This is a genomic window from Methanosphaera sp. WGK6, assembly GCF_001729965.1.
Taxonomy (GTDB): domain Archaea; phylum Methanobacteriota; class Methanobacteria; order Methanobacteriales; family Methanobacteriaceae; genus Methanosphaera.
The window spans coordinates 111,941-135,826 of sequence record NZ_JRWK01000004.1 but is presented as its reverse complement, the minus strand read 5'-3'; the positions used below and the strand labels follow the sequence as shown (position 1 = coordinate 135,826).

The window sequence follows — 23,886 nt, the reverse complement described above, 5'->3', positions numbered from 1 at the left end:
CTAGTATAGGTGTCATCATATTAAAAATAGATTTTTAACTGGTTTGTATGTTGTGATTAAAATATTTTTATGTTATGAAATTCATATAATATATTAAAGAGTGATTAATAATGACTTATCAAGATAAGAGTGTAACTGAAATATTAAATGATGAAAATTATCCCCTTAGAGAAGAACTTATCCAGGAAATGGATAGAATTAAAAAATTTACTCTTAGTATGGTTGAAAATATTACTGATGAATATATATCATACCAGATAAGAGATATGGATTTTGTGAAAATTTATCCAGAAGATGATCATATTCGTGTTGCTATTGACATGCCTTATGAACGTGTTGTTGACTTTGCAAGTAAATGTGATGTTGATGCATTTAATGGTCGTGGTGGTGTAGATATTGTTTCATATAATATTACAAGTAAGGTAGATATACAGTATGGTGTAAGTATTGCTCATCAATCCTATTTGTATGTTAAACGTTTAAAAATCTAAAATATTACTTTCATGTTTATGGAGTTTATCTTTATGAATAAGGTTAATGAATTACTTAATAAAATCAAGGATTCTGAACTTGAAAAAGAGAAAAAAGAACGTGCTCGAAAAGATGAGGAAGAGGAAGATTAAATTTTTTCTATTATTTTTTTTTATAACTATTTTATTACTAGTGGATTGTATCCTTTGAAGTATTCAAATATTTTTACTATGTATTTAAGTACAGTTCCTACTAGTAGTGCTGATATTACTGTTCCTACACCAACACTTCCAGGGGACTTTATCATGACTAAACATGTTATGAGAGATAGTGCTACTACTGTTGTATCAAATCCTACCTTTATTTTTGGAAATGGTTGTTTTGTTACTAGTGCTATTGTTTGTGTTACTCCTTCTACTGGTAGTGGTATTAGATTAGGTGGTAGGTATGTAAATAATCCTAGTGCTATTAATACAATGCTTATTATCATATATATTAATGAGATTGTTATTGTGGTAGATTCTGGTATAAATGATATATGTATACTGAAAAACTTGTGAAATATCCAAAAAGTATTCCGACAATTATTTGTCCTAAGTTTCGTAGTTGGAATTTTCTTCTAAGTAGTATTATTTGTATTAAAACTAGTGTTGATTGGAATAATATTGTTGCTTGTCCTATTTCTACACTCCATACTACTGTTAGTGTGTAGGGTATTGTACTAACGGGTGATGATCCTAGGTTTGATTTTAATGAAAATGCTATACCAACTGTTATGATAAATAGTCCTAGTATATAGCGAAGTAGTCTTTCATATATATTCATTAAGTCATCTCTAAAAGTAAATAGTTTATTTTCATATAATTTAATTTTTTTTTGAAGATAGTATTATCTTATTGTTAAATTATTAGTTTTTAGTAAAGTTTTTTTAAAAAAATAAAAGAATTTATTGTTAGCGCCGTCGACAGGACTTGAACCTGTGACCAATCGGTTAACAGCCGAACGCTCTACCTACTGAGCCACGACGGCATAATATAATTCTATTTCATACTTTGTTTTTTATACTATATAAAGGTTTCTTTAATTCTATTACATTTTTTATTAATGAGTTGTATTATTTTGTATGTCTTTATATACTTCTTTTTACATACATAATACTATACTTTTATAAGATAACTATTAAATAATATCATTATTACACTAAGGAGATGAAAAATGGAAAAAAACAAAACAAACAAAATAATAGCAATACTAGTACTAGGAACCTTCGGAATACTAAGTACAGAAATGGGAATGGTAGGAATACTACCAGAAGCAGCACAATACTTCAACATAAACATAGCACAAGCAGGACTATTTGTAAGCATGTTTGCACTAATAATAGCAATATCAGCGTTATTTATGCCATTACTATTTAGTAAATTTGAACGTAAAAAAACATTCACATTCGTACTAACAATATTTGTAATATTCACAATACTAAGTGCTCTAACCAAAAACTTCACACTAGCACTGATATTTAGAATAATACCCGCATTTGTACATCCAGTATACTGTGGACTAGCACTAACAGTAGCTGCAGAAATAGTACCAGAAGAAGAAAAACAAGATGCAGTATCCAAAGTAATAATGGGTGTAAGTGCAGGAATGATTATAGGAGTACCTATAACAACACTATTTGCAAATTACATGGGATATCAAGCAGCAATGCTCTGGTTTACAACAGTAAACTTAATAGCACTAATAGGAACAATAACTCTCTTTCCACAACTACCTGGACAAAAACAATCATATGGCTCACAAGTATCAGTAGCAAAAACAGGAATATTCATAGCATCATCAATAGGAGTAATACTACTAAACGGAGCACTATACGCATCATATGGATACATATCAGAATTCTTATCATCAATGACACATATTATAGGAATACAACTAACAATAACACTATTTATCTACGGAGTAGCATCAATCATAGGAAACTGGCTAGGATCTAAACTACTTACAAAAAACACAAACAAAACAGTACTAACATTTCCATTTATCATGATGATACTACTAGCAATACTCTTTATTGTATGTAAACAAACAATACCGACCATAATAATCATGGCACTATGGGGACTACTTGCAGGAATAGAAAATGACATAGCACAATACTGGATAGTCTCAGCAGCACCACAAGCACCTGAATTTGCAAATGGGGTATTTCTCAGTATGGGAAATATAGGAGTAACAATTGGAACAACCCTTGCTGGACTAATAGTAATAAGTAGTGGAGTACAATATATAATAATACTATCAATAGTAATGTTTATACTAACATTCATAGCACTAACAATAAGAGTACAGAAGTATGCTACAAATTAGAATAATCTAGTTATATAATTAAACTAGAAATTTTAATTATACTAATCACCATATAATCTTCTATATTTCTCTTTTTTATATTTTAAACAATTATTGAAGAATTATTTTAATAATAATTTATGAAAGTATTATGTATTTAAAAAGAAGTAAAAAATGATTATTTTCAATAAAAAAAATAATTTTAGAAAGAATTTTTATTTAAATAGTATAGAAATACTATTAAATTTATCAATGAATTAAAGATAATACTTTTTTCTGTATAATAGTCTTTTATTCAATATTTTTTTTATAATTTGTATTTTAATATCATTTTTCTTAGAAATGTTTTTTTAATAGTCATGCTTTAACACCACACATCTTAATTTTTAAGAATTTAATTCTTAATATTTTTATAATTATAATATATGTGTTATACTATTTATAGTTTTATTAGAATATTGATTATATAATGTTTAAATATTTGGGGAAATTAGTATAACTTTTATTAATTATATAATTATATTTCAGGTATTTCTAAGATTGTTTAAAATAAGAGAATTTATAGATAAAAAAATAAAAATGGGGGAAAATAAATAATGTATTTATACTAATTTTGGATGACTAATATAACTTCTTGCTCTACTTCTTATGTTTTCAAAGCTATCATCAACTAAAAGTTCTCCATTTCTGAAAACTGTCTGTAAACAATCAATACCTTCAGAATCTATTGGAACCGTTTTATATATGTTATTTTCTCTAATTAATTTAAATCTTCCAGATTTGGATTTCTTACTACTATCTAATGGTTTTTTAAATATATCATACCATACGCCACTTCTTTGTTGAGCTGATGATTTAAATGCATTACGTTGAGTATCACGATTAACACTAGTATGTAATCCACCACCCATACCAAATATTATGTTTTCAGCAGCCCATCCTTGGGATTTCATACTAAATAAGATATCTCGTATAACCTTGTAATCAAGACCATCACTCCATAATAGACCTACATTAGCATCAAATACTTTATAACCATTACTGGTTTGTGTTGTACCAAATCCTTCTCCAATAATTTCTAGACAATCAATAGTAGTGGATATAGGTTCACCACTATCTGGACGAAATACTACTTTATTTGTATCACATCTTTCAAGAAATGCTCTAATATAACTATTAAGTTCATATTCACTATTACATGCATTTACTAGGAAATTCTTATAATTATAACTATCAATAACCATTGAAAGAATACCATCATGTGCATGTTTTATAACATTTATTGCTTGATCCATTTCATGTTTAATACCTTGAGCTGTCATAACACTATGTTCTGTAGCTTGAACTGAATAACCATATAATTCTTTTGAATTATAATAGTTTTCTGGTATACTTAGTGCTGGTATTGTATCTGTTCCAGAAAAACTTAGAAGATGTGCAGAACCTGCAAGACTTGCTGATTCAGTGGAACTTGCACCTCTATAACCAAAGTCATGTAACATGAATTCAAGGTTATCTCTACTAGATGAGGTAACATTAAGATAGAAATCAAACATCTTACGTACTTCTGCAGATAATGTTGCTACTGTGGATGGATACCATACCTGTAACAGTAGTGGTTCTAAGTAGTTTGGTAGCCAATAACATCGTTTATCAGTATTTACCACAGTCATTAATACATTACTAATATCTACAGGTGTTCCCTCACTAACTGCTTTTATTTCAATTGGTAGTTTTCCTTCAAGTTTATCTGCAATGTATAACCAGTCATCTAGATTAAATATATCTTTACCAATATGTTGGTCTATAATATTTTTTGCTTCATATACTTTTTCTTCTGTTACAACTTGACCTTCAAGATATTTCTTTATAATATATTGTAAGCCATAAAATATTGTTTTATTAAATTCAGACCCAGTTCTGCTTTCCATATATGAATATATTTTCTCAGTATTTTCTGGATAAAAATAATGGTGGGTTACCTTGTAACTATCAGTTAATAAACAAATATTATTTTCTATCATGTCTTCACTCCCTCTTATTTCTAGTTTTATTATATTTCAGGTGTTTAAATTTAATTTTTTTTTAATAGTATTTTATCTTAAGATATATTTATATATATTGAAAAATAATCTTATATATATGGATTTTAAAATTAAAATCTATAGATATAAAATATGGAGTTAAATAAAATATGACAAAAACAGCAATAATATACTTCTCAGCAAGTACAAATAAAGTAACAAAAAACATAGCACAAAAACTAGCACAAATAAACAATGATGACATCTATGAAATAAAACCAGTAGATGAATATACAAATGCAGATCTAAACTGGAATGACTCAAACAGCAGAACAACACAAGAAAAAGAAAACAACAACATAAGACCAGAAATAGCATCCAACATAGACATAACAAACTATGACAACATAATTCTAGGATTTCCAGTATGGTGGTATACAGCACCAGCAATCATCAAAACATTCCTAGAAAATAATAATTTTACTAATAAAACAATTAAAATATTTGTAACATCTGGTGGAACAGGAATAAACGAAGTAGAAACAAAAATAACCCAAGAATACCCTGAAATTAACTGGAAAAACGGAGAAAGATTAACAGGAAGAGAAGACATAGGTAAACTTAAAGAATTTATCGAACAATAAATTCATACAATCTTCTTCCTCATTAATTTTTAAAATAAACCATATAATACTCTTATAAAACTATTCATTTATTTATTAAACATTTATTTATACTTTAATTTCATAAAATAATTCTTACAATAGCCCTATAGACAAATATTAAAATAATCATTATACTCATCATAATTTAAAAGACAATACAATTAAATAAAAAAAATAACTCCAAATAAATGTCATTTACCACCTCTAAGTTACCATTAACTATTTTTAAATAAACTAATTATCAAATAACATGAATTAAATTCCTTTAAAAATTATAATAACCTTTATTAATAAGAAGATACACAAAAGAAATTGTTAAATAATTATTTTTTTAATTATTTACATTAATAAGGAGGCGAGCTTATTACAAAAACTCACTCAAAAAGTATCTTATTTGTAATGCTAATATTCATAATGGTATTAGGATTTTCAACAATATCAGCAACAGATATTTCTAGTAATTCAACTAGTGATATAAGTAGCGATTCAGTGAGTTCTATAGATAGTGAAGTAATTAATGTTGAAACAACAGTTTCAACTAGCAATAAAATATAAAATAAGGAAATTGACTATTCAGCAAATACTAAAAGTATAAAAAAAGATGATGATACAGCTACAGAAGATAAAAAAACATATTATGTAGCAGTAGATGGTAAATCAACTAATGATGGTTTAACACCAGAAACAGCATATGATTTTGATTCAGTATTTACAAAATTCCCATATAATCAAAATCAATTTAACAATACAAACATTATTGTTCAAGAAGGTAAATATTCTACTGGATTAATATACACATCATATGAAGGATGTGCTAATTTCAAATTAAACGTAATTGGTAATGGAACAGTTATCTTTGAAGGTAAAGGTACCACTGCTATATGGTATAATATAGGAACTAGTTCATCATTATGTAACATAACCATAAACAATATCATATTTACCAACGGTAAAGGATATCAAAACACAAGATGGGGTATGTTAATGTATGCTTATGGTGGTGCAATCTACAACAGAAATACATATCTAACACTAAATAACTGTACATTTGAGAACAATTCAGTAAGTGGAAATTCATTATTCGGTAACCTTGGAGGAGCAATTACTAACAATGATGGATTTGTTGATATAATTAACTGTACATTTATTAACAACACAGTCAGTGGACCATCATCATATGGTGGAGCAGTTGCAACATACAGTAGTTCAGCTATAACCAGAATTTTCAACAGTTCTTTCTCTGGTAACAAAGCTAATGCTACCGGTAAAACAGATGATCCTTACAGTAATGTTCAGTTAGAATCCGCTTTTGGTGGTGCTGTCGGTACATATTCTGGTGGTTTATCTATTGTGGATAACTCCTATTTTGCTAATAACACTGCTGGAAGTGGAGGTGCTGTTGGTAATGTAGATTCCAGAACTGTTGTTACTAATAACACTTTCATTAACAACAATGCTACCAATGGTGGAGCAGTTGGTGGAACCAGAGTTTATGGAACAGCAGTTACCAATGTAACTAATAATACCATGATTAACAACACTGCATATAATGGTGCTGGTGTTGCAATTATGGCTGGTTCTGGTAACATCATAAACAACACCATGACTTGTAATAATGCTACTAATGGTGGTGCTATTGCTAATGAAAATGGTATAACCGTAATTGAGGGTAATCAACTAGTAAACAACACTGGTATTTATGGTGGAGCTATTGCTAGTCAATTCGGAAGTACCAACATAACTAGTAACAATATAACATGTAATAATGCAACACGTGGTGGAGCAGTTGCAAATGATAACAGTACTGTTATAATAACCAACAATATCTTAGCAGGTAACACTGCAGATGCTGGTGCTACAATATACACCTTAACTGGTAACACTACAATTAATGCAAACAACATAACATCATCTAATGGAATTACATCAGTAATATACAACAATGGATCAACAATACTCGATAAAAACTACGTATTTAACAATACAGTAAGTGATGAAAACAGTTACGTAGTATACAGTGAAACAAGTACAAATATAAATGTAACTGGAAACAGCTTCTATAATAACACCGACTTTAAACGAGACATGTTATTTAATGACTTCTCATCACAAAACACTACAAATAACATCTACATAAGCAACTATCTTGAAACAAGCAGTCCTGATGATGTGACAATCACATTAAATGATAACATATACACATTAAACTACACAATAAACATAAGAAACGTATACAATGACACAGTAAGAACCGGGTATGTGAAAGTAAACATAAATGGTGAATACTACACAGAACAATTCCCAGTAAACAATGGAAACGTAACAGTAACAATACCAAAAAGTAGCTTAACATTCGAGAACAACATAATACTCGAATACATCTCAGAAGATAAAAGCTACCAGCCAATAAACAAAACAGCATACATAGAAATAGTAAAAGACACAACAATAACTGTGATAACAAACAACACCGTGAAAATAGGTTCAAACGTTGAAATACAAGGAGAATTACGTGACGAAGATAATGACATCGTACCAAATGCTGAAATAACCATTTCAGTAAACGATGATGAAACAATAAAAGTAATAACAGATGCAAATGGAAAATACAGTGTAAACTACACTACAAAAGTTCTAGGAACAAATAATGTAACTGTAAATTACAATGGAAACAAATCATACAATCCAAGCACAAATAAAACCACATTCAACGTAGAAAAAAGAGCTACAATTATCATAATAAATCCAGTTAAAAGTGTTATTGGTGAACAATTCACCCTAACTGCATATGTAACAGATATTTATGGTGATAAAGTAAATGGTGGTAACCTAGTATTTAAATTAAATGGTAAAACACTAAGAAATGATGGATCATTTAATAGTACAGAAGCACCACTTAAATTCAAAGTAGTAGATGGAGTAGTAACCTACACATTAACAGCAGACTTATACTTAAGAAATGCTAAAAACTTATCTGCATCATACAGTGGATCCTACAATTATGAAGCAAACACATCTGATATTACAACCGCAGAAATAGCAAAAAGAACCGCACAAATCACAGTAACAACAATAAACACAACAAAACAAGATGTAGACATAGAATTCACCGCACACCTCAAAGATATAACACCACATGGAACAAACATGACAGCAATAAATGAAGACGGATATGTGATCTTCAAACTAAATGGAGTAACACTTAAAGATGCAAGTGGAAAAGTAGTTAAAGTAAAAGTAGAAAATAACACAGCAAAATACACCTACCATGTACCAATAGGTATGGCAAGTGACGATGGAAAAAACAATACCAGAAACTACACAGTAGAAGCAGTCTACCAAAATGATATCTTCTACCCAGATACAAGAAACACCACAGTATTCCACGTAGAAAAATCACCAATAAACATACAATTTACAAAAGTAATCATAGACAACACAACAAAAACCATGAACATAACAGGAAACATAACAGATTACAAAGGAAACCTACTAGTAGGAGTAAATAAAGTTTGTGTAAAAGTAAATAATGCAACAATAAGAGATGCAGAAAATAACACAATCTTCTACACAGTAAGAAATGGAATCATAGACATCAAAGATGTAAATGTAACAAAAGCAAAAACATTTAATGATGTAATGGTAGTATCAGGAGATAGACAAGCATACCTAGAAGGTAGAAATACCACAACAGAACTAACAATAAAAAACTAGGAAAAGTAAATAAGTGGAAGTAAAAATTGTTTAATACAATAACTTCCATTACTTTTCTTTTATAATGTTAACTAGAATTCTAATATCTTATTTTTAAAATATTTTGATTAATTTAATTTTTATAGATACTTTTTTTTTATTTTATTATTATATCTAAAAGAATTTAAGAAGGTTTAATTTCTTCATGTGATTTTATGTGGGTAATGGCCTTTTCGTTTATATTCTTTTTTAAGCCATAATTTTAGAATGGGGTCATTAATTTTGTATTTATTATCCGAAAATTCTATTAATATCTTATTTTGTAAGTTATTCAAAGATTTACTTAAAGATCCACTAGTAACACCTAATTCATTTGCTATTTCAATTCTTTTTCTAGACTTGTCAATGAGGGATATAATTATTCTTTGTTCCTGGAGAGTTAATTGAAGCCATGCATTAATAAAATGAACTGCAAGTAAATCTAATGCACTTTCAAATTCAGTGATAAGTATTTCTTTATCTAATGTTTTATCAGGAGGTAGTACTTTAGCAAAAGTGTTTATATAAAATGGAATACCTTGGGTGCATGTGTAAAATTGATTAAAACCTTCTTTGGTGAAGTTAAGATAAGGTGCATTTTCTTTTAAATAGGATATAGTAGTATTTTTTGTAAAAGGTTCAATAAGAACTGTTAATAGTCTACCTCCAAATGCACCATTTTTTCCAGCAATTTCTTCAATAAGATTATCTTTTAGACTCATACTACCTGAGATTATGTATGCTACATTTTTTTCAGATTGTATTTTACTTCTAAAAAACCATAAAAAACTATCTATAGGTTCATCTAACTCTTTAATTAATTGAAATTCATCAATAAATAGGAAAACACCTTTTATTTTTTCATGATATTCTTCATATATTTTTTGTGGTAAATCCATTACAAAATTGGCTAATTTACTATAATCTTGCTCTGTTTCGGGTATTGGTAAGGGTATTCCTTTATAATCTATTATTTCTTTTACTTTGAAATTTTGGGTTTTGAAAAATTTTTCAATTTTTTTATCAATTGTTTGTAATCCTGCTTCTTTACATGATTTTATTATTTCATGGTAAATTAATTCCATTATACTTTTTCGTGTTAGTTTTCCTGTTTGATATGCATATGATGTTCCAAAATCTATGTATGTTACAAGGTAATCTTTATCAAATTCTTTTTTTAATTTTTTAATTAGTGCTGTTTTTCCTACACCTCTAATTCCTGTAAGTAGAATAGTAGGTGTAGATCCATATTGGCTACTGTTTAATATATTGGATAGTAATTCTATGTCATTTTTTCTATTATAGAATTCTGTATCATTTAATTCTGTATCTGTTCCCCAAGCTATTGTCATTTTAATTCAATTTCCTTTTTTTATATAAACGTGTATATTTTTTTATTTTATGTATTATGTTTTATATTACTTTTTTTATGTATTGTATTTTATAATATATTTTAAAAACTAGTAAAGAAAAGTGATGTATTATTTATATAGTAAGAGATAATATGTTTATAATATATTATATAATGTTCTAGATTTCTTTTTAAATGGTTTTTATCACCATTTAATGACATTAAATTTAAATAATAAGAAAAATTTATATATATTTAATATATTTTAATTTTTATGAAATATATGGTTAATATGGATTAAAATATTACATATTAATGAGTATGTAAAAAAAATATATGTTTAAACATTTAAAAGAGGTATATACGTAATGAATAGAAAATATAAATATATTTGTCTATTCTTGATGTTTATTTTAATAATTGTAAGTCTGGGAACTTTCTCAGCTGCAGATACAGAAAATAGTAACATAACCACTACTAGTACAGTATCAGTAGATGATACAAGTTCAGATAATACCGTTATAATAGATACAGTCACTAAAAATCTAGAAACTGGGGATAGTGACGTATCACAAACAACATCAAGTAATAATGATGACACATCAACACAGATAACAAAATCCATAAATTCCTCTTCAAAAATAAGTAACAATAAATCACTCAAACTCGCGGGAAACACAATATATGTGCAACCAAATGGGTGGAGTGATGGACATAATAGAAATAATCCTACTAACTTAGCCAGAGCTTTAAGAATGGTACGAGATGATGATACAATAGTATTAATTGGAAGTACTCAGCAAGGTTATGCTTATTATTATAATCTAGAATCCTTAGGTATGGGAACTATAAAAACATCCTCAATTACCCAAGCTACTAGATTTAGTATAGTAGGTCTAGAGGGAACAAATTCTGTTATCAGTGGAGAAAATAGTACTAGCATACTAGAAATTAGTAAAAATTACAATATAACCATATCTAATGTAATATTCTATTATGGTAATAGTACTACAGGTGGTGTAATTACAAATGAAGGTTCTCTTACATTAATAAATTCATATATTCAATTTAATAATGCACATTCAGGAGTTATTTATTCAACTAATGGTAATTTAACTCTAATTAACACAACTTTTGCTTATAATAATGCTACAACCACAGGATCCAATACAGGGGACGGTGGAGCATTATATCTTAATAACACTAATAGTATAATTGAAGGTAGTGTGTTTGCTTTAGGCAATGCTACAGGCAATGGTGGAGCAATATACTCTAATAACTCAAATGTAAATATTAGTGATTCCTATTTCTACAATAATATTGCACAAAATGGTGGAGCAATATATGTAAATAGTGGAAATATAAGTATAAAAGATAGTGAATTCGAGCTTCATAAAGCAGAAGAAAATGGGGGAACCATTTACAATAGTGGAAACCTAACTATAACAAACACTACCTTATCAAACAGTAGTGCAACTAAAAATGGATTATTATTCAACCAAGGAAATCTTACCTTTAATAATAACACAGTAAACAATAGTTATGTAACAGATAGTTCTAGCTATGTAATTGGAAATGAGGGTAATGCAGTAATAACAAACAACTTGTTTGAAAACAACACAGATGACTCTAATGACATATTATTAGATGATACTGAAGACCCTGCAACGCTCATAATCCATGATAATGAATACATAAACAACTTACTCGAAGTTAAATTTAAAGAACAAGATTACCTTATTAAGAAGAATGGTGAAGTAACTGTGTCTATCTCATTACGTGAAGTATATAATGATACTGTAAGAAATGGAACCATTACTGCATACCGTGACGGTTCAATAATAGGAACAGGTTCTGTTATAAATGGAGAAGCAACACTCACATTAAATTTAGATGACACTAGTGATATTGAATTTGTATACACATCAGAAGAGAAACACTACCAATCAGACGTATTTAATAGTAAAGTTACAGTAATTCTTGAAACTCATATAACAATTAATAAAATTGAAACTACCACAGTAGATCAACCAATCACAATTAGTGGAGTATTATATGATGAACATGACAGAATCCTAGCTGGAGAAGATGTTGAAATATATGTAAATAATGTATATGTTGATACAGTAACAACTGGAAAAGATGGTTCATATAGTATAATCGACATTGCAGATAATCTTGGAACAAACACAATACAAGTAATCTACAAAGGTAATACAATATATAATCCAAGTAAAAATGATTCAACCTTTAAAGTTGTACCATTAAATACCAAAATTACTTTAAATTCTATTGAAAACACATATGTTGGAGAAACAACAGTAATAACTGGACAACTCACAGATGAATTTGGAAACATAATCTCATCAAATGTACCAGTAACCATAACAATAAATGATGAAAAATACGATGTAACAACTGATAATAAAGGTAACTTCCAATTAACCATAGAAGAAACCAAATCAGGAATAGTAAAAGTAGAAGCTACATATAATGGTAACGACAAATACAATCCAAGCTCTAAAAAAGCAGAATACAATGTAGAAAAACTTGCTACAACAATAACAATTGAACCTATAAACACAGTAAAAATAGGAGAAACAGTTAAAATTAAAGGTATTCTCACAGATGAACTAGGCAGAGCAATTCCAAATGCAAACATAAAAATATCAGTAAATGATGAAGAATTAATCACAGTAGTTACTGATAAAGATGGATACTACTACACTGAATACAAAACAACAACCGTTGGAGAAAACAAAGTAGATGTAGCATTTGAAGAAAACAACAAATACTACTCAACTAAAGAATCAACAACATTTAAAGTAATAAAAATAAACACAGTACTCAGTATAGATCCTATTAAAGACACCACAGTTGGAAAAACAACAGTAATAACTGGAACACTCACTGATGAATATAAAAATATTATTTCTAATTCTAAAGTAACAGTAAAAGTAAATGGTGTTGAATATGAAGTAATTACTGATAATACAGGTAAATTTAAAGTACCTGTTGAAGAAAAAGCAGAATGTAGTGTAACTGTTGAAGCAGATTATGATGGTGACTATAAATATGAACCAAGTTCTGATAACACAGAATATAATGTACATAAACTAGACACAAAAGTAACACTAAATCAAATTAATACAGTTAATGTTGGTAAAACAGTAGAAATTACAGGTGTACTCACTGATGAAAATAATAACCTCATCTCAGATGCAGAAATCATAATCTCTATAAACGGTAAAGAATTAACAACAGTAAAAACAGATGAAAATGGATTCTATCAAACAAAATACATAACTAGTCTAGTTGGAAAAAACACCGTAACTATAGAATACACAGGTAATGGAACTTACAACCCAAGTAAAACAACTACTTCATTTGAAGTAACAAAAATAGATACAATACTCAATTTAGATTCAATTGACAATACAGTAGTTGGAGCAACCACTAAAATTACAGGTACACTTAAAGATGAAGAAGGAAATGTACTTTCTAATTCTAAAGTAACAATAAAAGTAAATGGAGTAAAATACACTACAACTACTAATAGTGAAGGTAAGTTCGAAGTATCTGTTGAAGAAAAATTAGCTACAGATGTAACTGTTGAAGCTACATATACTGGTGATGATACATATAATCCAAGTAGTGATAAAACTGAATATACAGTAAGTAAAATTGATACAACTGTAACAGTTAACACAATTAACTCTGTAGATGTAGGTAAAACAGTAGAAATTACAGGTGTACTCACTGATGAAAATGATGAAACCATAAATAATGCTAAAATTATTATTTTAGTAAATGGTGAAGTATTAACAACAGTGAAAACTAATGAAAATGGAGTATATAGTGTTGAATACACAACTAGTCTTGTTGGTACAAATACTGTAGATATAACTTACGAAGGTAACGGTACATATAATCCAAGTAAAACAGCTACAACATTTAAAGTAACTAAAATAGATACAGTAATTAAATTAGACTCTATTGGTGATACAACAGTAGGAGCAACCACTACAATTACTGGAACACTTGTAGATGAGGAAGGAAATATAATTTCCGATGCTACAATAAAAGTAACAGTAAATGGAGTAGAATATACTGTAACTACTAATAATGAAGGTAAATTTGAAGTATCTGTTGAAGAAAAACTAGCTACAAAGGTATCCGTTGAAGCTACATATACTGGTGATGATACATATAATCCAAGTAGTGATAAAACAGAATATAATGTACGTAAACTTGATACAACCGTAACAGTTAACACAATTAACTCTGTAGATGTAGGTAAAACAGTAGAAATTACAGGTGTACTCACTGATGAAAATGATGAAGCAATAGCATATGCTGAAGTAATTATTTCAGTAAATGGTAAAGAAGTAGCTAAAGTAACTACAAACAGTGAAGGAGTATACACAACAGAATATACAACGGATCTTGTAGGAGAAAATACAGTGGATGTAAGTTATGAAGGTAATGGTACATACAATCCAAGTAAAACTACCACTTCATTTAAAGTAACAAAAATAGATACAGTACTCAGTATTGACTCTATTGATGATACAACAGTAGGTGCAACCACTACAATTACAGGTACACTTAAAGATGAAGAAGGAAATGTACTTTCTAATTCCAAAGTAACAGTAACAGTAAATGGAGTAGAATATACTGCAACTACTAATAGTGAAGGTAAATTCGAAGTATCTGTTGAAGAAAAACTAGCTACAGATGTAACTGTTGAAGTTACATATACTGGTGATGATACATATAATCCAAGTAGTGATAAAACAGAATACAATGTACGTAAACTAGACACAAAAGTAACAGTAGATCAAATTAACTCTGTAGATGTAGGTAAAGTTGTTAAAATAACAGGTGTACTCGCTGATGAAAATGATGAAGCAATAGCAGATGCTGAAGTAATTATTTCAGTAAATGGTAAAGAAGTAGCTAAAGTAACTACAAACAGTGAAGGAGTATACACAACAGAATATACCACAATTCTTGTAGGAGAAAACACTGTAGATGTAAATTACGCAGGTAATGGAACATACAATCCAAGTAAAACAGCTACAACATTTAAAGTAACTAAAATAGATACAGTAATTAAATTAGATTCTATTAACGATACTGTAGTTGGAGCAACTACTACAATTACTGGAACACTTGTAGATGAGGAAGGAAATATAATTTCCGATGCTACAATAAAAGTAACAGTAAATGGAGTAGAATACACTGTAACTACTAATAATGAAGGTAAATTTGAAGTATCTGTTGAAGAAAAACTAGCTACAAAGGTATCCGTTGAAGCTACATACAATGGTAACGATACATATAATCCAAGCAATGATAAAACTGAATACACAGTAAGTAAAATTGATACAACTGTAACAGTAGATCAAATTGAATCAGTTGATGTCGGTAAAACTGTAGAAATTACAGGTGTACTCACTGATAAAAATGGTGAAACAATAGAAGATGCTGAAATTATTATTTCAGTAAATGGTAATGAAGTAGCTAAAGTAAGTACGAACAGTGACGGAGTATACACAACTGAATATACCACAATTCTTGTAGGAGAAAATACTGTAGATGTAACTTACGAAGGTAATGGAACATATAACCCAAGTAAGACTACAACCTCATTTGAAGTAACTAAAATAGACACGGTAATTAAACTTGACTCTATTGATGATACAACAGTAGGAGCAACCACTAAAATTATAGGTACACTTAAAGATGAAGAAGGAAATGTACTTTCTAATTCCAAAGTAACCATAAAAGTAAATGGAGTAGAATATACTGCAACTACTAATAGTGAAGGTAAATTTGAAGTATCTGTTGAAGAAAAAATAGCTACAGATGTAACTGTTGAAGCTACATATACTGGTGATGATACATACAACCCAAGCAATGATAAAACAGAATACAATGTACGTAAACTAGACACAAAAGTAACAGTAGATCAAATTGAATCAGTTGATGTCGGTAAAACTGTAGAAATTACAGGTGTACTTGCTGATGAAAATGATGAAGCAATAGCAGATGCTGAAGTAATTATTTCAGTAAATGGTAATGAAGTAGCTAAAGTAACTACAAACAGTGAAGGAGTATACACAACAGAATATACCACAATTCTTGTAGGAGAAAACACTGTATACATAAATTATGAAGGTAATGGTACTTACAATCCAAGTAAAACTACTACTTCCTTTGAAGTAACTAAAATAGATACAGTAATTAAACTTGACTCTATCAAAGATACTGTAGTTGGAGCAACTACTACAATTACAGGTACACTTAAAGATGAAGAAGGAAATGTACTTTCTAATTCCAAAGTAACCATAAAAGTAAATGGAGTAGAATATACTGCAACTACTAATAGTGAAGGTAAATTCGAAGTATCTGTTGAAGAAAAAATAGCTACAGGTGTAACTGTTGAAGCTACATACGATGGTAACGACACATATAATCCAAGTAGTGATAAAACAGAATATAATGTACGTAAACTTGATACAACCGTAACAGTTAACACAATTAACTCTGTAGATGTAGGTAAAACTGTAAAAATTACAGGTGTACTTACTGATGAAAATGATGAAACCATAAATAATGCTAAAATTATTATTTTAGTAAATGGTGAAGTATTAACAACAATGAAAACTAATGAAAATGGAGTATATAGTGTTGAATACACAACTAGTCTTGTTGGTACAAATACTGTAGATATAACTTATGAAGGTAACGGTACATATAATCCAAGTAAAACTACTACTTCCTTTGAAGTAACTAAAATAGATACAGTAATTAAACTTGACTCTATCAAAGATACTGTAGTTGGAGCAACTACTACAATTACTGGAACACTTGTAGATGAGGAAGGAAATATAATTTCTGATGCTACAATAAAAGTAACAGTAAATGGAGTAGAATATACTGTAACTACTAATGATGAAGGTAAATTTGAAGTATCCATTGAAGAAAAATTAGCTACAGATGTAACTGTTGAAGCTACATACGATGGTAACGACATATATAATCCAAGTAGTGATAAAATAGAATACAATGTATGTAAACTAGACACAAAAGTAACAGTAAATCAAATTAACTCTGTAGATGTAGGTAAAGTTGTTAAAATAACAGGTGTACTCGCTGATGAAAATGATGAAGCAATAGCAGATGCTGAAATTATTATTTCAGTAAATGGAGTAGAAGTAGCTAAAGTAACTACAAATAGTGAAGGAGTATACACAACTGAATATACAACGGATCTTGTAGGAGAAAATACAGTGGATGTAAGTTATGAAGGTAATGGTACATACAATCCAAGTAAAACTACCACTTCATTTAAAGTAACAAAAATAGATACAGTACTCAGTATTGACTCTATTGATGATACAACAGTAGGAGCAACCACTAAAATTATAGGTACACTTAAAGATGAAGAAGAAAATGTACTTTCTAATTCTAAAGTAACTATAATAGTAAATGGAGTAGAATATACTGTAACTACTAATGATGAAGGTAAATTCGAAGTATCTGTTGAAGAAAAAATAGCTACAGATGTAACTGTTGAAGCTACATATACTGGTGATGATACATACAACCCAAGCAATGATAAAACAGAATACAATGTACGTAAACTTGATACAACCATAACAGTTAACACAATTAACTCTGTAGATATAGGTAAAGTTGTTAAAATAACAGGTGTACTTACTGATGAAAATGGTGAAACAATAACTGATGCTGAAGTAATTATCTCAGTAAATGGAGTAGAAGTAGCTAAAGTAATCACAAATACACAAGGTATCTATACAACTAAATATACTACAAATACTGTTGGAATAAATAATGTATACATAAATTATGAAGGTAATGGCACTTACAACCCAAGTAAAACAGCTACGACCTTTGAAGTAACTAAAATAGATACAGTAATTAAATTAGACTCTATTAAAAATACTACAGTTGGAAAAACAACAGTAATTATTGGAACACTTGTAGATGAAGAAGAAAATATTCTCTCTAATTCTAAAATAACTGTAACAGTAAATGGTGTGGAATACATTCTAACTACAAATAGTGAAGGTAAGTTTGAATTATCCTTAGATGAAAACAGATCTGGTGATGTGGAAGTAACAGCATCCTATGCTGGTAATGATACATATAATCCAAGTACTAATGCAACTAAGTATAATGTACGTAAACTTGACACTACGGTAGATGTCGGTACAATTAACTCTGTTGATGTTGGTAAAATAGTAGAAATCACTGGTGTACTTACCGATGAAAACGGTGAAACAATAACTGATGCTAAAGTAATTATCTCAGTAAATGGCATAGAAGTAGCTAAAGTAACTACAAATAGTGAAGGAGTATACACAACAGAATATACCACAATTCTTGTAGGAGAAAACACTGTAGATATAACTTACGAAGGTAATGGAACATATAACCCAAGTAAAACAACTACGACCTTTGAAGTAACTAAAATAGATACAGTAATTAAACTTGACTCTATTGAAAATACTAGAGTAGGTGCAACTACCACAATTACTGGAACTCTCGTAGATGAAGAAAATAACATAATTTCCGATGCTACAATAAAAGTAACAGTAAATGGAGTAGAATATACTGTAACTACTAATAATGAAGGTAAATTCGAAGTATCCGTTGAAGAAAAAATAGCTACAGATGTAACTGTTGAAGCTACATACAATGGTGATGATACATACAACCCAAGTAGTGATAAAACAGAGTACAAAGTACGTAAAGTTAACTCAAGTGTAACTGTTGATCAAATCAAATCTGTAGATGTAGGTAAAACAGTAGAAATTACAGGTGTACTTACCGATGAAAACGGTGAAACAATAACTGATACTGAAGTAATTATCTCAGTAAATGGAGTAGAAGTAGCTAAAGTAACTACAAATAGTGAAGGAGTATACATAACTGAATATACCACAATTCTTGTAGGAGAAAATACAGTGGATGTAAATTACGCAGGTAATGGAACTTACAACCCAAGTAAAATAGCTACAACATTTAATGTAACAAAAATAGACACAGTAATTACTGTAGATTCTATTGAAAATAATACTGTTGGAAGTACAACTACTGTAACTGGTAAAGTTGTTGATGAAGAGGGTAACCCTATTTCTGATGTGGACGTAACAGTAACAGTAGAGGGTAAAAAATACTCTACTACAACTAATGAAAATGGTGAATATAAAGTAACTATTTCTGAGGTTCTAGAAGGAGATAAAACAGTAGAAGTTACATATAATGGAAATGGAACCTACAACCCAAGTAGTAATAAAACAGAGTACAAAGTACGTAAAGTTAACTCAAGCATAACAGTTAATCCTATTGAATCTGTAGATGTAGGTAAAACAGTAGAAATCACTGGTGTACTTACTGATGAAAACGGTGAAACAATAACTGATGCTGAAGTAATTATTTCAGTAAATGGAGTAGAAGTAGCTAAAGTAACTACAGAAGATGGAGTCTATAAAACTAATTACACAACTAGTGTTGTTGGAATAAATAATGTAACTGTTAACTATGAGGGTAATGATACTTATAATCCATGCAGTAATGTTACAACATTCAATGTAACAAAAATAGATTCAATTATTACAATTGAGCCTATTGAAAATACAACGGTTGGAAATAGAACTACTGTAACTGGTAAAGTTGTTGATGAAGAAGGAAATTCTATTTCAGGTGCAACTGTAATTATAACAAGTCCTAATGGTAATGTTATAACTACTACTGATGAAATGGGTACATATAATGTAACAATAAAACTTCCAGTAGGAAATCATACAATAAATGTAAGCTATTCTGGAAATGATACATATTATGAATCTAGTGCAACTAGTGATACTGAAGTAATAAAACGTTCTACTATTGTTGTAGTAGATAGTGTAACTGGTATTATTGGTGAAAATATTACATTAGTTGCTCATGTAACTGATATGTATGGTAATGTTGTAAATGGTGGAAACCTAGTATTTAAATTAAATGGTAAAACACTAAGAAGTGATGGATCATTTAACAGTACAGCAAACCCACTTAAATTCAGTGTAGTAAATGGAACCGTGACTTACACATTAACAGCTGATTTATACTTACGTAATGCAAAAAACCTATCTGCATCATATAGTGGTGCACGTAATTATGAAGCAAATGTTTCAGAAATTACAACAGCACAAATTACTAAAAGAAGAGCAGAACTTACAGTAACAACTGTAGAGTCTACAAATCAAGATGTAGATATTAATTTCACTGCAGTACTACGTGATACAACTCCTAATGGAGTAAACACAACTGCTATAAATGAAGAAGGATATGTAATATTCAAAGTAAATGGTGTAACAATTAAAAATGAAACTGGTAATGCAACACGTGTAAAAGTAGTAAATAATACTGCAACATACACATATCATGTACCTGCTGGAATGGCAAGTGTTGATGGAAACAATAGTTTACGTAACTACACAGTAGAGGCAGTATATCAAAATGATATATTCTATCCAGATAGTAGAAATACTACAATATTCCACGTGGAAAAATCACCAATAAATATACAATTTACTAATGTAACAATTAACAACTCCACAAAAACAATAACCAAAATAACTGGTACTATAACTGATTATAATGGAAATCTCGTTAAAGGAGTAAACAAGATTTGTGTAAAAGTAAATAATGTTACTGTAAAAGATGCAAACGATACTCCAATATACTTTAAAGTTGTAAATGGAATTATTGATTTAAGTAATATCAATGCTTCTAAATTTAAAACATTTAATGATATTATGATTGTATCTGGTGAAAGACAAGCATATCTTGCAGGCAGGAATACGACAAATATTTTAACAATTATAGAATAAGAAAGTGAATCATGAAGTTAATTATAACTTTCACACTTTCTTTATATTTTTTTTAATAAACTTTAAAATCTAATTTTTAAAATTTTTTTTATTAAGACTAGTTAATGATAAACACTTATTTTTGATAATGAAAACTAGTTATACTATTATTTCATTCTAATTTTTAAACAAATAATTATCTTTATTCATATATACACTTTTTCTGTTTAAAATAATTATAATAGTGTTAAATAATTTAGATTAAAATATATGTTTTTCATAATCTTGTTTATTCTATTGGTGAAATTCTTGTTTTAATTATGGAATACTTAAATTTAATATTACTACATATATACCAAGTATACTATAAATAATATTTTAACTCTTTTTTTTACATACATAGTCCCTAATATAAATCACATAATTAACAAAAATGATATAATAGATGAAATTAATCATAAGTAAGTGGGAGTTTTTAAAATATGATTAAAGAAGATGATTTTAGCCATACATATAATGCAGTAAAAGAAATAAAAACAGTATCTACAAAAGAATTCTACAAAAACTATGTTAATCTAGAATATACCGAAAAACTATGTAGTGAATGTCCACAATACAATAATAACTGGGCATGTCCACAATTTGAAGAAGATGTAACAAAATACTGGGAAAAATATGAAAATATAGAATTAATAGCAACAAAAATAGTTTTCACAAAAAAATTCCTAGAAAAAACATATAAAGAAGAAGAAATAATGAATATAGTCGATAACACTCTATTTAAGGAAAAAACTAACATAACAGAAGAACTCATGGAAAAAGAGAAACAATACGATGGACTAGCATTATCCGCAGGTTACTGTAACATATGTTTAAAATGCAGTAGACTATATGATAAACCATGTATACATCCAGAATTAGTAAGACATTCCATTGAATCAATAGGAACACTAGTTAACGAAACACTAATTGGTGTATTTGGATTTGAACTAGAAACAATAGATATGAAAGAAGGAAAATTCCCTGAATATTTAACATTACTAACAGCAGTACTATACTAAAGTAATCTATTTTAGATTATATAATCTATTTGAAATCTAAGTATTCTATTATCTATTTATGATTACATAATCCATTTTAGATTATTTAAATATTTTTATAAATCTATTTTATAATAGAGGTAATAATAATGTATCATATGGCATGGGGAACTGACGTAGAATTAAATGATTATGAATTTTATAATAGAACAGAAGATATAGAATTCATATCTAATCTTCTAAAAGGCACAACTTATGGATCATCACCAACAATCCTATTAACTGGGATAAGAGGTGTAGGAAAAACAGCACTAATAAAAAAGTTAGAAAAGAACTTTAAAGAAGACTATCTTGTAACATATATTGACATATCACAAAACCCTGAATATCAAGAAAATAAACTAAAAAGAATAGATATTATAAAATTAATCTATAAAAAATTAATAGAATCATGTGATAACTTTGGTTTAAATACTATAAATAAAAAACTAGAAAAATACATTAAAACTAATAATATTCATGTATCCAACATAACACAATATAAAAATATACCATTACCATTAATAGAAACAGAAAAAAATCAAACTAAATTAATTGATTTTGTAATGGAGTTACCTCAACAAATATATGAAGAAAATAAAAATAAAATCAAAGGAGTTCTATTATTTTTTGACGAAATACAAGTAATAAAAGACCTTGACGAGGATCTTAATTCATTTTTATGGTATTTACGAAATAAAACACAAACACAAAAAAATGTATCATACCTATTTTCAGGTAGTATGAGTGTTAAGGATACATTAATTATGGATATGGTAGGACAAAATGGGGCATTTGGTGGAAGAATATTAACTATAGAAATTAAACCATTCACACAACAAACAACAACAAATTATCTAAATGAAAAAGCAAATCATTTAAAATTAACTGAAGATGGTATAGAACAATTCTATAAATGTACTCATGGAATACCAGCATATATTAATATTTTTGCAAATCTTTTACCTCCAAAAATAATTCTTGATGCAAATGAAATAAAAAAACAGTTTAAAAACATAATACCTGTATTAATCACAAGTCATCTAATACAATGGGGAAAATTAACACTAAGAGAACAAAAAATAATAACTAATTTACTAGAAAAACCATTAAAACGATTAGAAATATCTGAAAAACTAAAAGTAAAAAGTGGTTCACTAGGAAAACCACTAAATCATTTAATGGATTTAGCACTAATTGAATATGATAATGGAAAATACCAATTAATAGATCCAGTATTTAAAGCATGGCTTAAAAATACATATGAAGAAAAAGGACTATATCCATACAGAAGCATGATTTAAAGTAGAAAAGTAGTAATTTAGA

The 23,886-nt window shown here is 28.6% G+C and carries 13 protein-coding genes and 1 tRNA gene; 8 read left to right on the top strand and 6 right to left on the bottom strand.

Annotated features, from left to right (window positions below; all coding sequences use genetic code 11):
• Positions 1-110 precede the first annotated feature (110 nt).
• Positions 111-491: a hypothetical protein gene (locus NL43_RS03310; RefSeq protein ID WP_069592629.1), complete on the top strand. Its 381-nt coding sequence runs from the start codon at positions 111-113 to the stop codon at positions 489-491.
• Positions 492-649: 158 nt separating this feature from the next.
• Here the strand turns inward: NL43_RS03310 and NL43_RS08485 are convergent, their stop codons facing one another.
• The 3 genes from NL43_RS08485 to NL43_RS03300 all read right to left on the bottom strand — a co-directional run bounded on the left by NL43_RS08485 (position 650) and on the right by NL43_RS03300 (position 1,500).
• Entirely contained in the window at positions 650-976 is a 327-nt protein-coding gene (locus NL43_RS08485) for a hypothetical protein (protein WP_256365389.1), read from the bottom strand.
• A gap of 2 nt (positions 977-978) precedes the next feature.
• Positions 979-1,296: a DUF6198 family protein gene (locus NL43_RS08480; RefSeq protein ID WP_256365387.1), complete on the bottom strand. Its 318-nt coding sequence runs from the start codon at positions 1,294-1,296 to the stop codon at positions 979-981.
• A 131-nt stretch (positions 1,297-1,427) separates the two neighbouring features.
• Positions 1,428-1,500 (bottom strand) — tRNA-Asn (locus tag NL43_RS03300).
• A gap of 186 nt (positions 1,501-1,686) precedes the next feature.
• Between NL43_RS03300 and NL43_RS03295 the strand changes: the two genes are divergently transcribed.
• On the top strand, positions 1,687-2,841 hold the full coding sequence (locus tag NL43_RS03295; RefSeq protein WP_069592628.1) for an MFS transporter: 1,155 nt from the start codon (positions 1,687-1,689) through the stop codon (positions 2,839-2,841).
• Positions 2,842-3,422: 581 nt separating this feature from the next.
• Here NL43_RS03295 and NL43_RS03290 read toward each other — a convergent pair.
• On the bottom strand, positions 3,423-4,844 hold the full coding sequence (locus NL43_RS03290) for a nicotinate phosphoribosyltransferase (RefSeq protein ID WP_069592627.1): 1,422 nt from the start codon (positions 4,842-4,844) through the stop codon (positions 3,423-3,425).
• A 170-nt stretch (positions 4,845-5,014) separates the two neighbouring features.
• On the opposite strand from NL43_RS03290, the gene NL43_RS03285 reads away from it, so the two are divergent.
• Together NL43_RS03285 and NL43_RS08285 are read left to right on the top strand one after the other, a co-directional pair.
• On the top strand, positions 5,015-5,488 hold the full coding sequence (locus tag NL43_RS03285; protein WP_069592626.1) for a flavodoxin: 474 nt from the start codon (positions 5,015-5,017) through the stop codon (positions 5,486-5,488).
• 435 nt (positions 5,489-5,923) lie between these two features.
• Positions 5,924-6,064: a hypothetical protein gene (locus NL43_RS08285; RefSeq protein ID WP_158005549.1), complete on the top strand. Its 141-nt coding sequence runs from the start codon at positions 5,924-5,926 to the stop codon at positions 6,062-6,064.
• Positions 6,065-6,270: 206 nt separating this feature from the next.
• On the opposite strand, the gene NL43_RS08280 is transcribed toward NL43_RS08285, so the two are convergent.
• A complete protein-coding gene (locus NL43_RS08280) occupies positions 6,271-6,447 on the bottom strand; it encodes a hypothetical protein (protein ID WP_158005548.1) in 177 nt (58 codons plus the stop codon).
• A 46-nt stretch (positions 6,448-6,493) separates the two neighbouring features.
• Here NL43_RS08280 and NL43_RS03280 point away from each other — a divergent pair, with 46 nt between their 5' ends.
• Positions 6,494-9,223 (top strand): Ig-like domain repeat protein, encoded by a 2,730-nt coding sequence (locus NL43_RS03280; RefSeq protein ID WP_069592625.1) that lies wholly within the window; start codon positions 6,494-6,496, stop codon positions 9,221-9,223.
• Positions 9,224-9,405: 182 nt separating this feature from the next.
• Here NL43_RS03280 and NL43_RS03275 read toward each other — a convergent pair whose 3' ends face one another.
• The gene (locus tag NL43_RS03275; RefSeq protein WP_069592624.1) at positions 9,406-10,593 is read right to left on the bottom strand and encodes an ATP-binding protein; all 1,188 of its coding nucleotides are present in this window, start codon (positions 10,591-10,593) and stop codon (positions 9,406-9,408) included.
• Positions 10,594-10,960: 367 nt separating this feature from the next.
• On the opposite strand from NL43_RS03275, the gene NL43_RS03270 reads away from it, so the two are divergent.
• The 3 genes from NL43_RS03270 (at position 10,961) to NL43_RS03260 (ending at position 23,864) form a co-directional block, all read left to right on the top strand.
• Positions 10,961-21,502 (top strand): carboxypeptidase regulatory-like domain-containing protein, encoded by a 10,542-nt coding sequence (locus NL43_RS03270; protein ID WP_069592623.1) that lies wholly within the window; start codon positions 10,961-10,963, stop codon positions 21,500-21,502.
• A gap of 461 nt (positions 21,503-21,963) precedes the next feature.
• Complete coding sequence (locus NL43_RS03265; RefSeq protein ID WP_069592622.1) at positions 21,964-22,542, top strand: DUF2284 domain-containing protein; 579 nt, start codon at positions 21,964-21,966, stop codon at positions 22,540-22,542.
• 128 nt (positions 22,543-22,670) lie between these two features.
• Entirely contained in the window at positions 22,671-23,864 is a 1,194-nt protein-coding gene (locus NL43_RS03260) for an ATP-binding protein (RefSeq protein WP_069592621.1), read from the top strand.
• Positions 23,865-23,886 lie beyond the last annotated feature (22 nt).

What these genes read in the sequence shown, in the direction of transcription:
- NL43_RS03310 (WP_069592629.1), top strand. Translation starts at nt 111, where the DNA reads ATGACTTATCAAGATAAGAGTGTAACTGAAATATTAAATGATGAAAAT.
- NL43_RS08480 (WP_256365387.1), bottom strand. Translation starts at nt 1,296, where the DNA reads ATGAATATATATGAAAGACTACTTCGCTATATACTAGGACTATTTATC.
- NL43_RS03295 (WP_069592628.1), top strand. Translation starts at nt 1,687, where the DNA reads ATGGAAAAAAACAAAACAAACAAAATAATAGCAATACTAGTACTAGGA.
- NL43_RS03290 (WP_069592627.1), bottom strand. Translation starts at nt 4,844, where the DNA reads ATGATAGAAAATAATATTTGTTTATTAACTGATAGTTACAAGGTAACC.
- NL43_RS03285 (WP_069592626.1), top strand. Translation starts at nt 5,015, where the DNA reads ATGACAAAAACAGCAATAATATACTTCTCAGCAAGTACAAATAAAGTA.
- NL43_RS08285 (WP_158005549.1), top strand. Translation starts at nt 5,924, where the DNA reads ATGGTATTAGGATTTTCAACAATATCAGCAACAGATATTTCTAGTAAT.
- NL43_RS08280 (WP_158005548.1), bottom strand. Translation starts at nt 6,447, where the DNA reads ATGATATTGTTTATGGTTATGTTACATAATGATGAACTAGTTCCTATA.
- NL43_RS03280 (WP_069592625.1), top strand. Translation starts at nt 6,494, where the DNA reads ATGTATGCTTATGGTGGTGCAATCTACAACAGAAATACATATCTAACA.
- NL43_RS03275 (WP_069592624.1), bottom strand. Translation starts at nt 10,593, where the DNA reads ATGACAATAGCTTGGGGAACAGATACAGAATTAAATGATACAGAATTC.
- NL43_RS03270 (WP_069592623.1), top strand. Translation starts at nt 10,961, where the DNA reads ATGAATAGAAAATATAAATATATTTGTCTATTCTTGATGTTTATTTTA.
- NL43_RS03265 (WP_069592622.1), top strand. Translation starts at nt 21,964, where the DNA reads ATGATTAAAGAAGATGATTTTAGCCATACATATAATGCAGTAAAAGAA.
- NL43_RS03260 (WP_069592621.1), top strand. Translation starts at nt 22,671, where the DNA reads ATGTATCATATGGCATGGGGAACTGACGTAGAATTAAATGATTATGAA.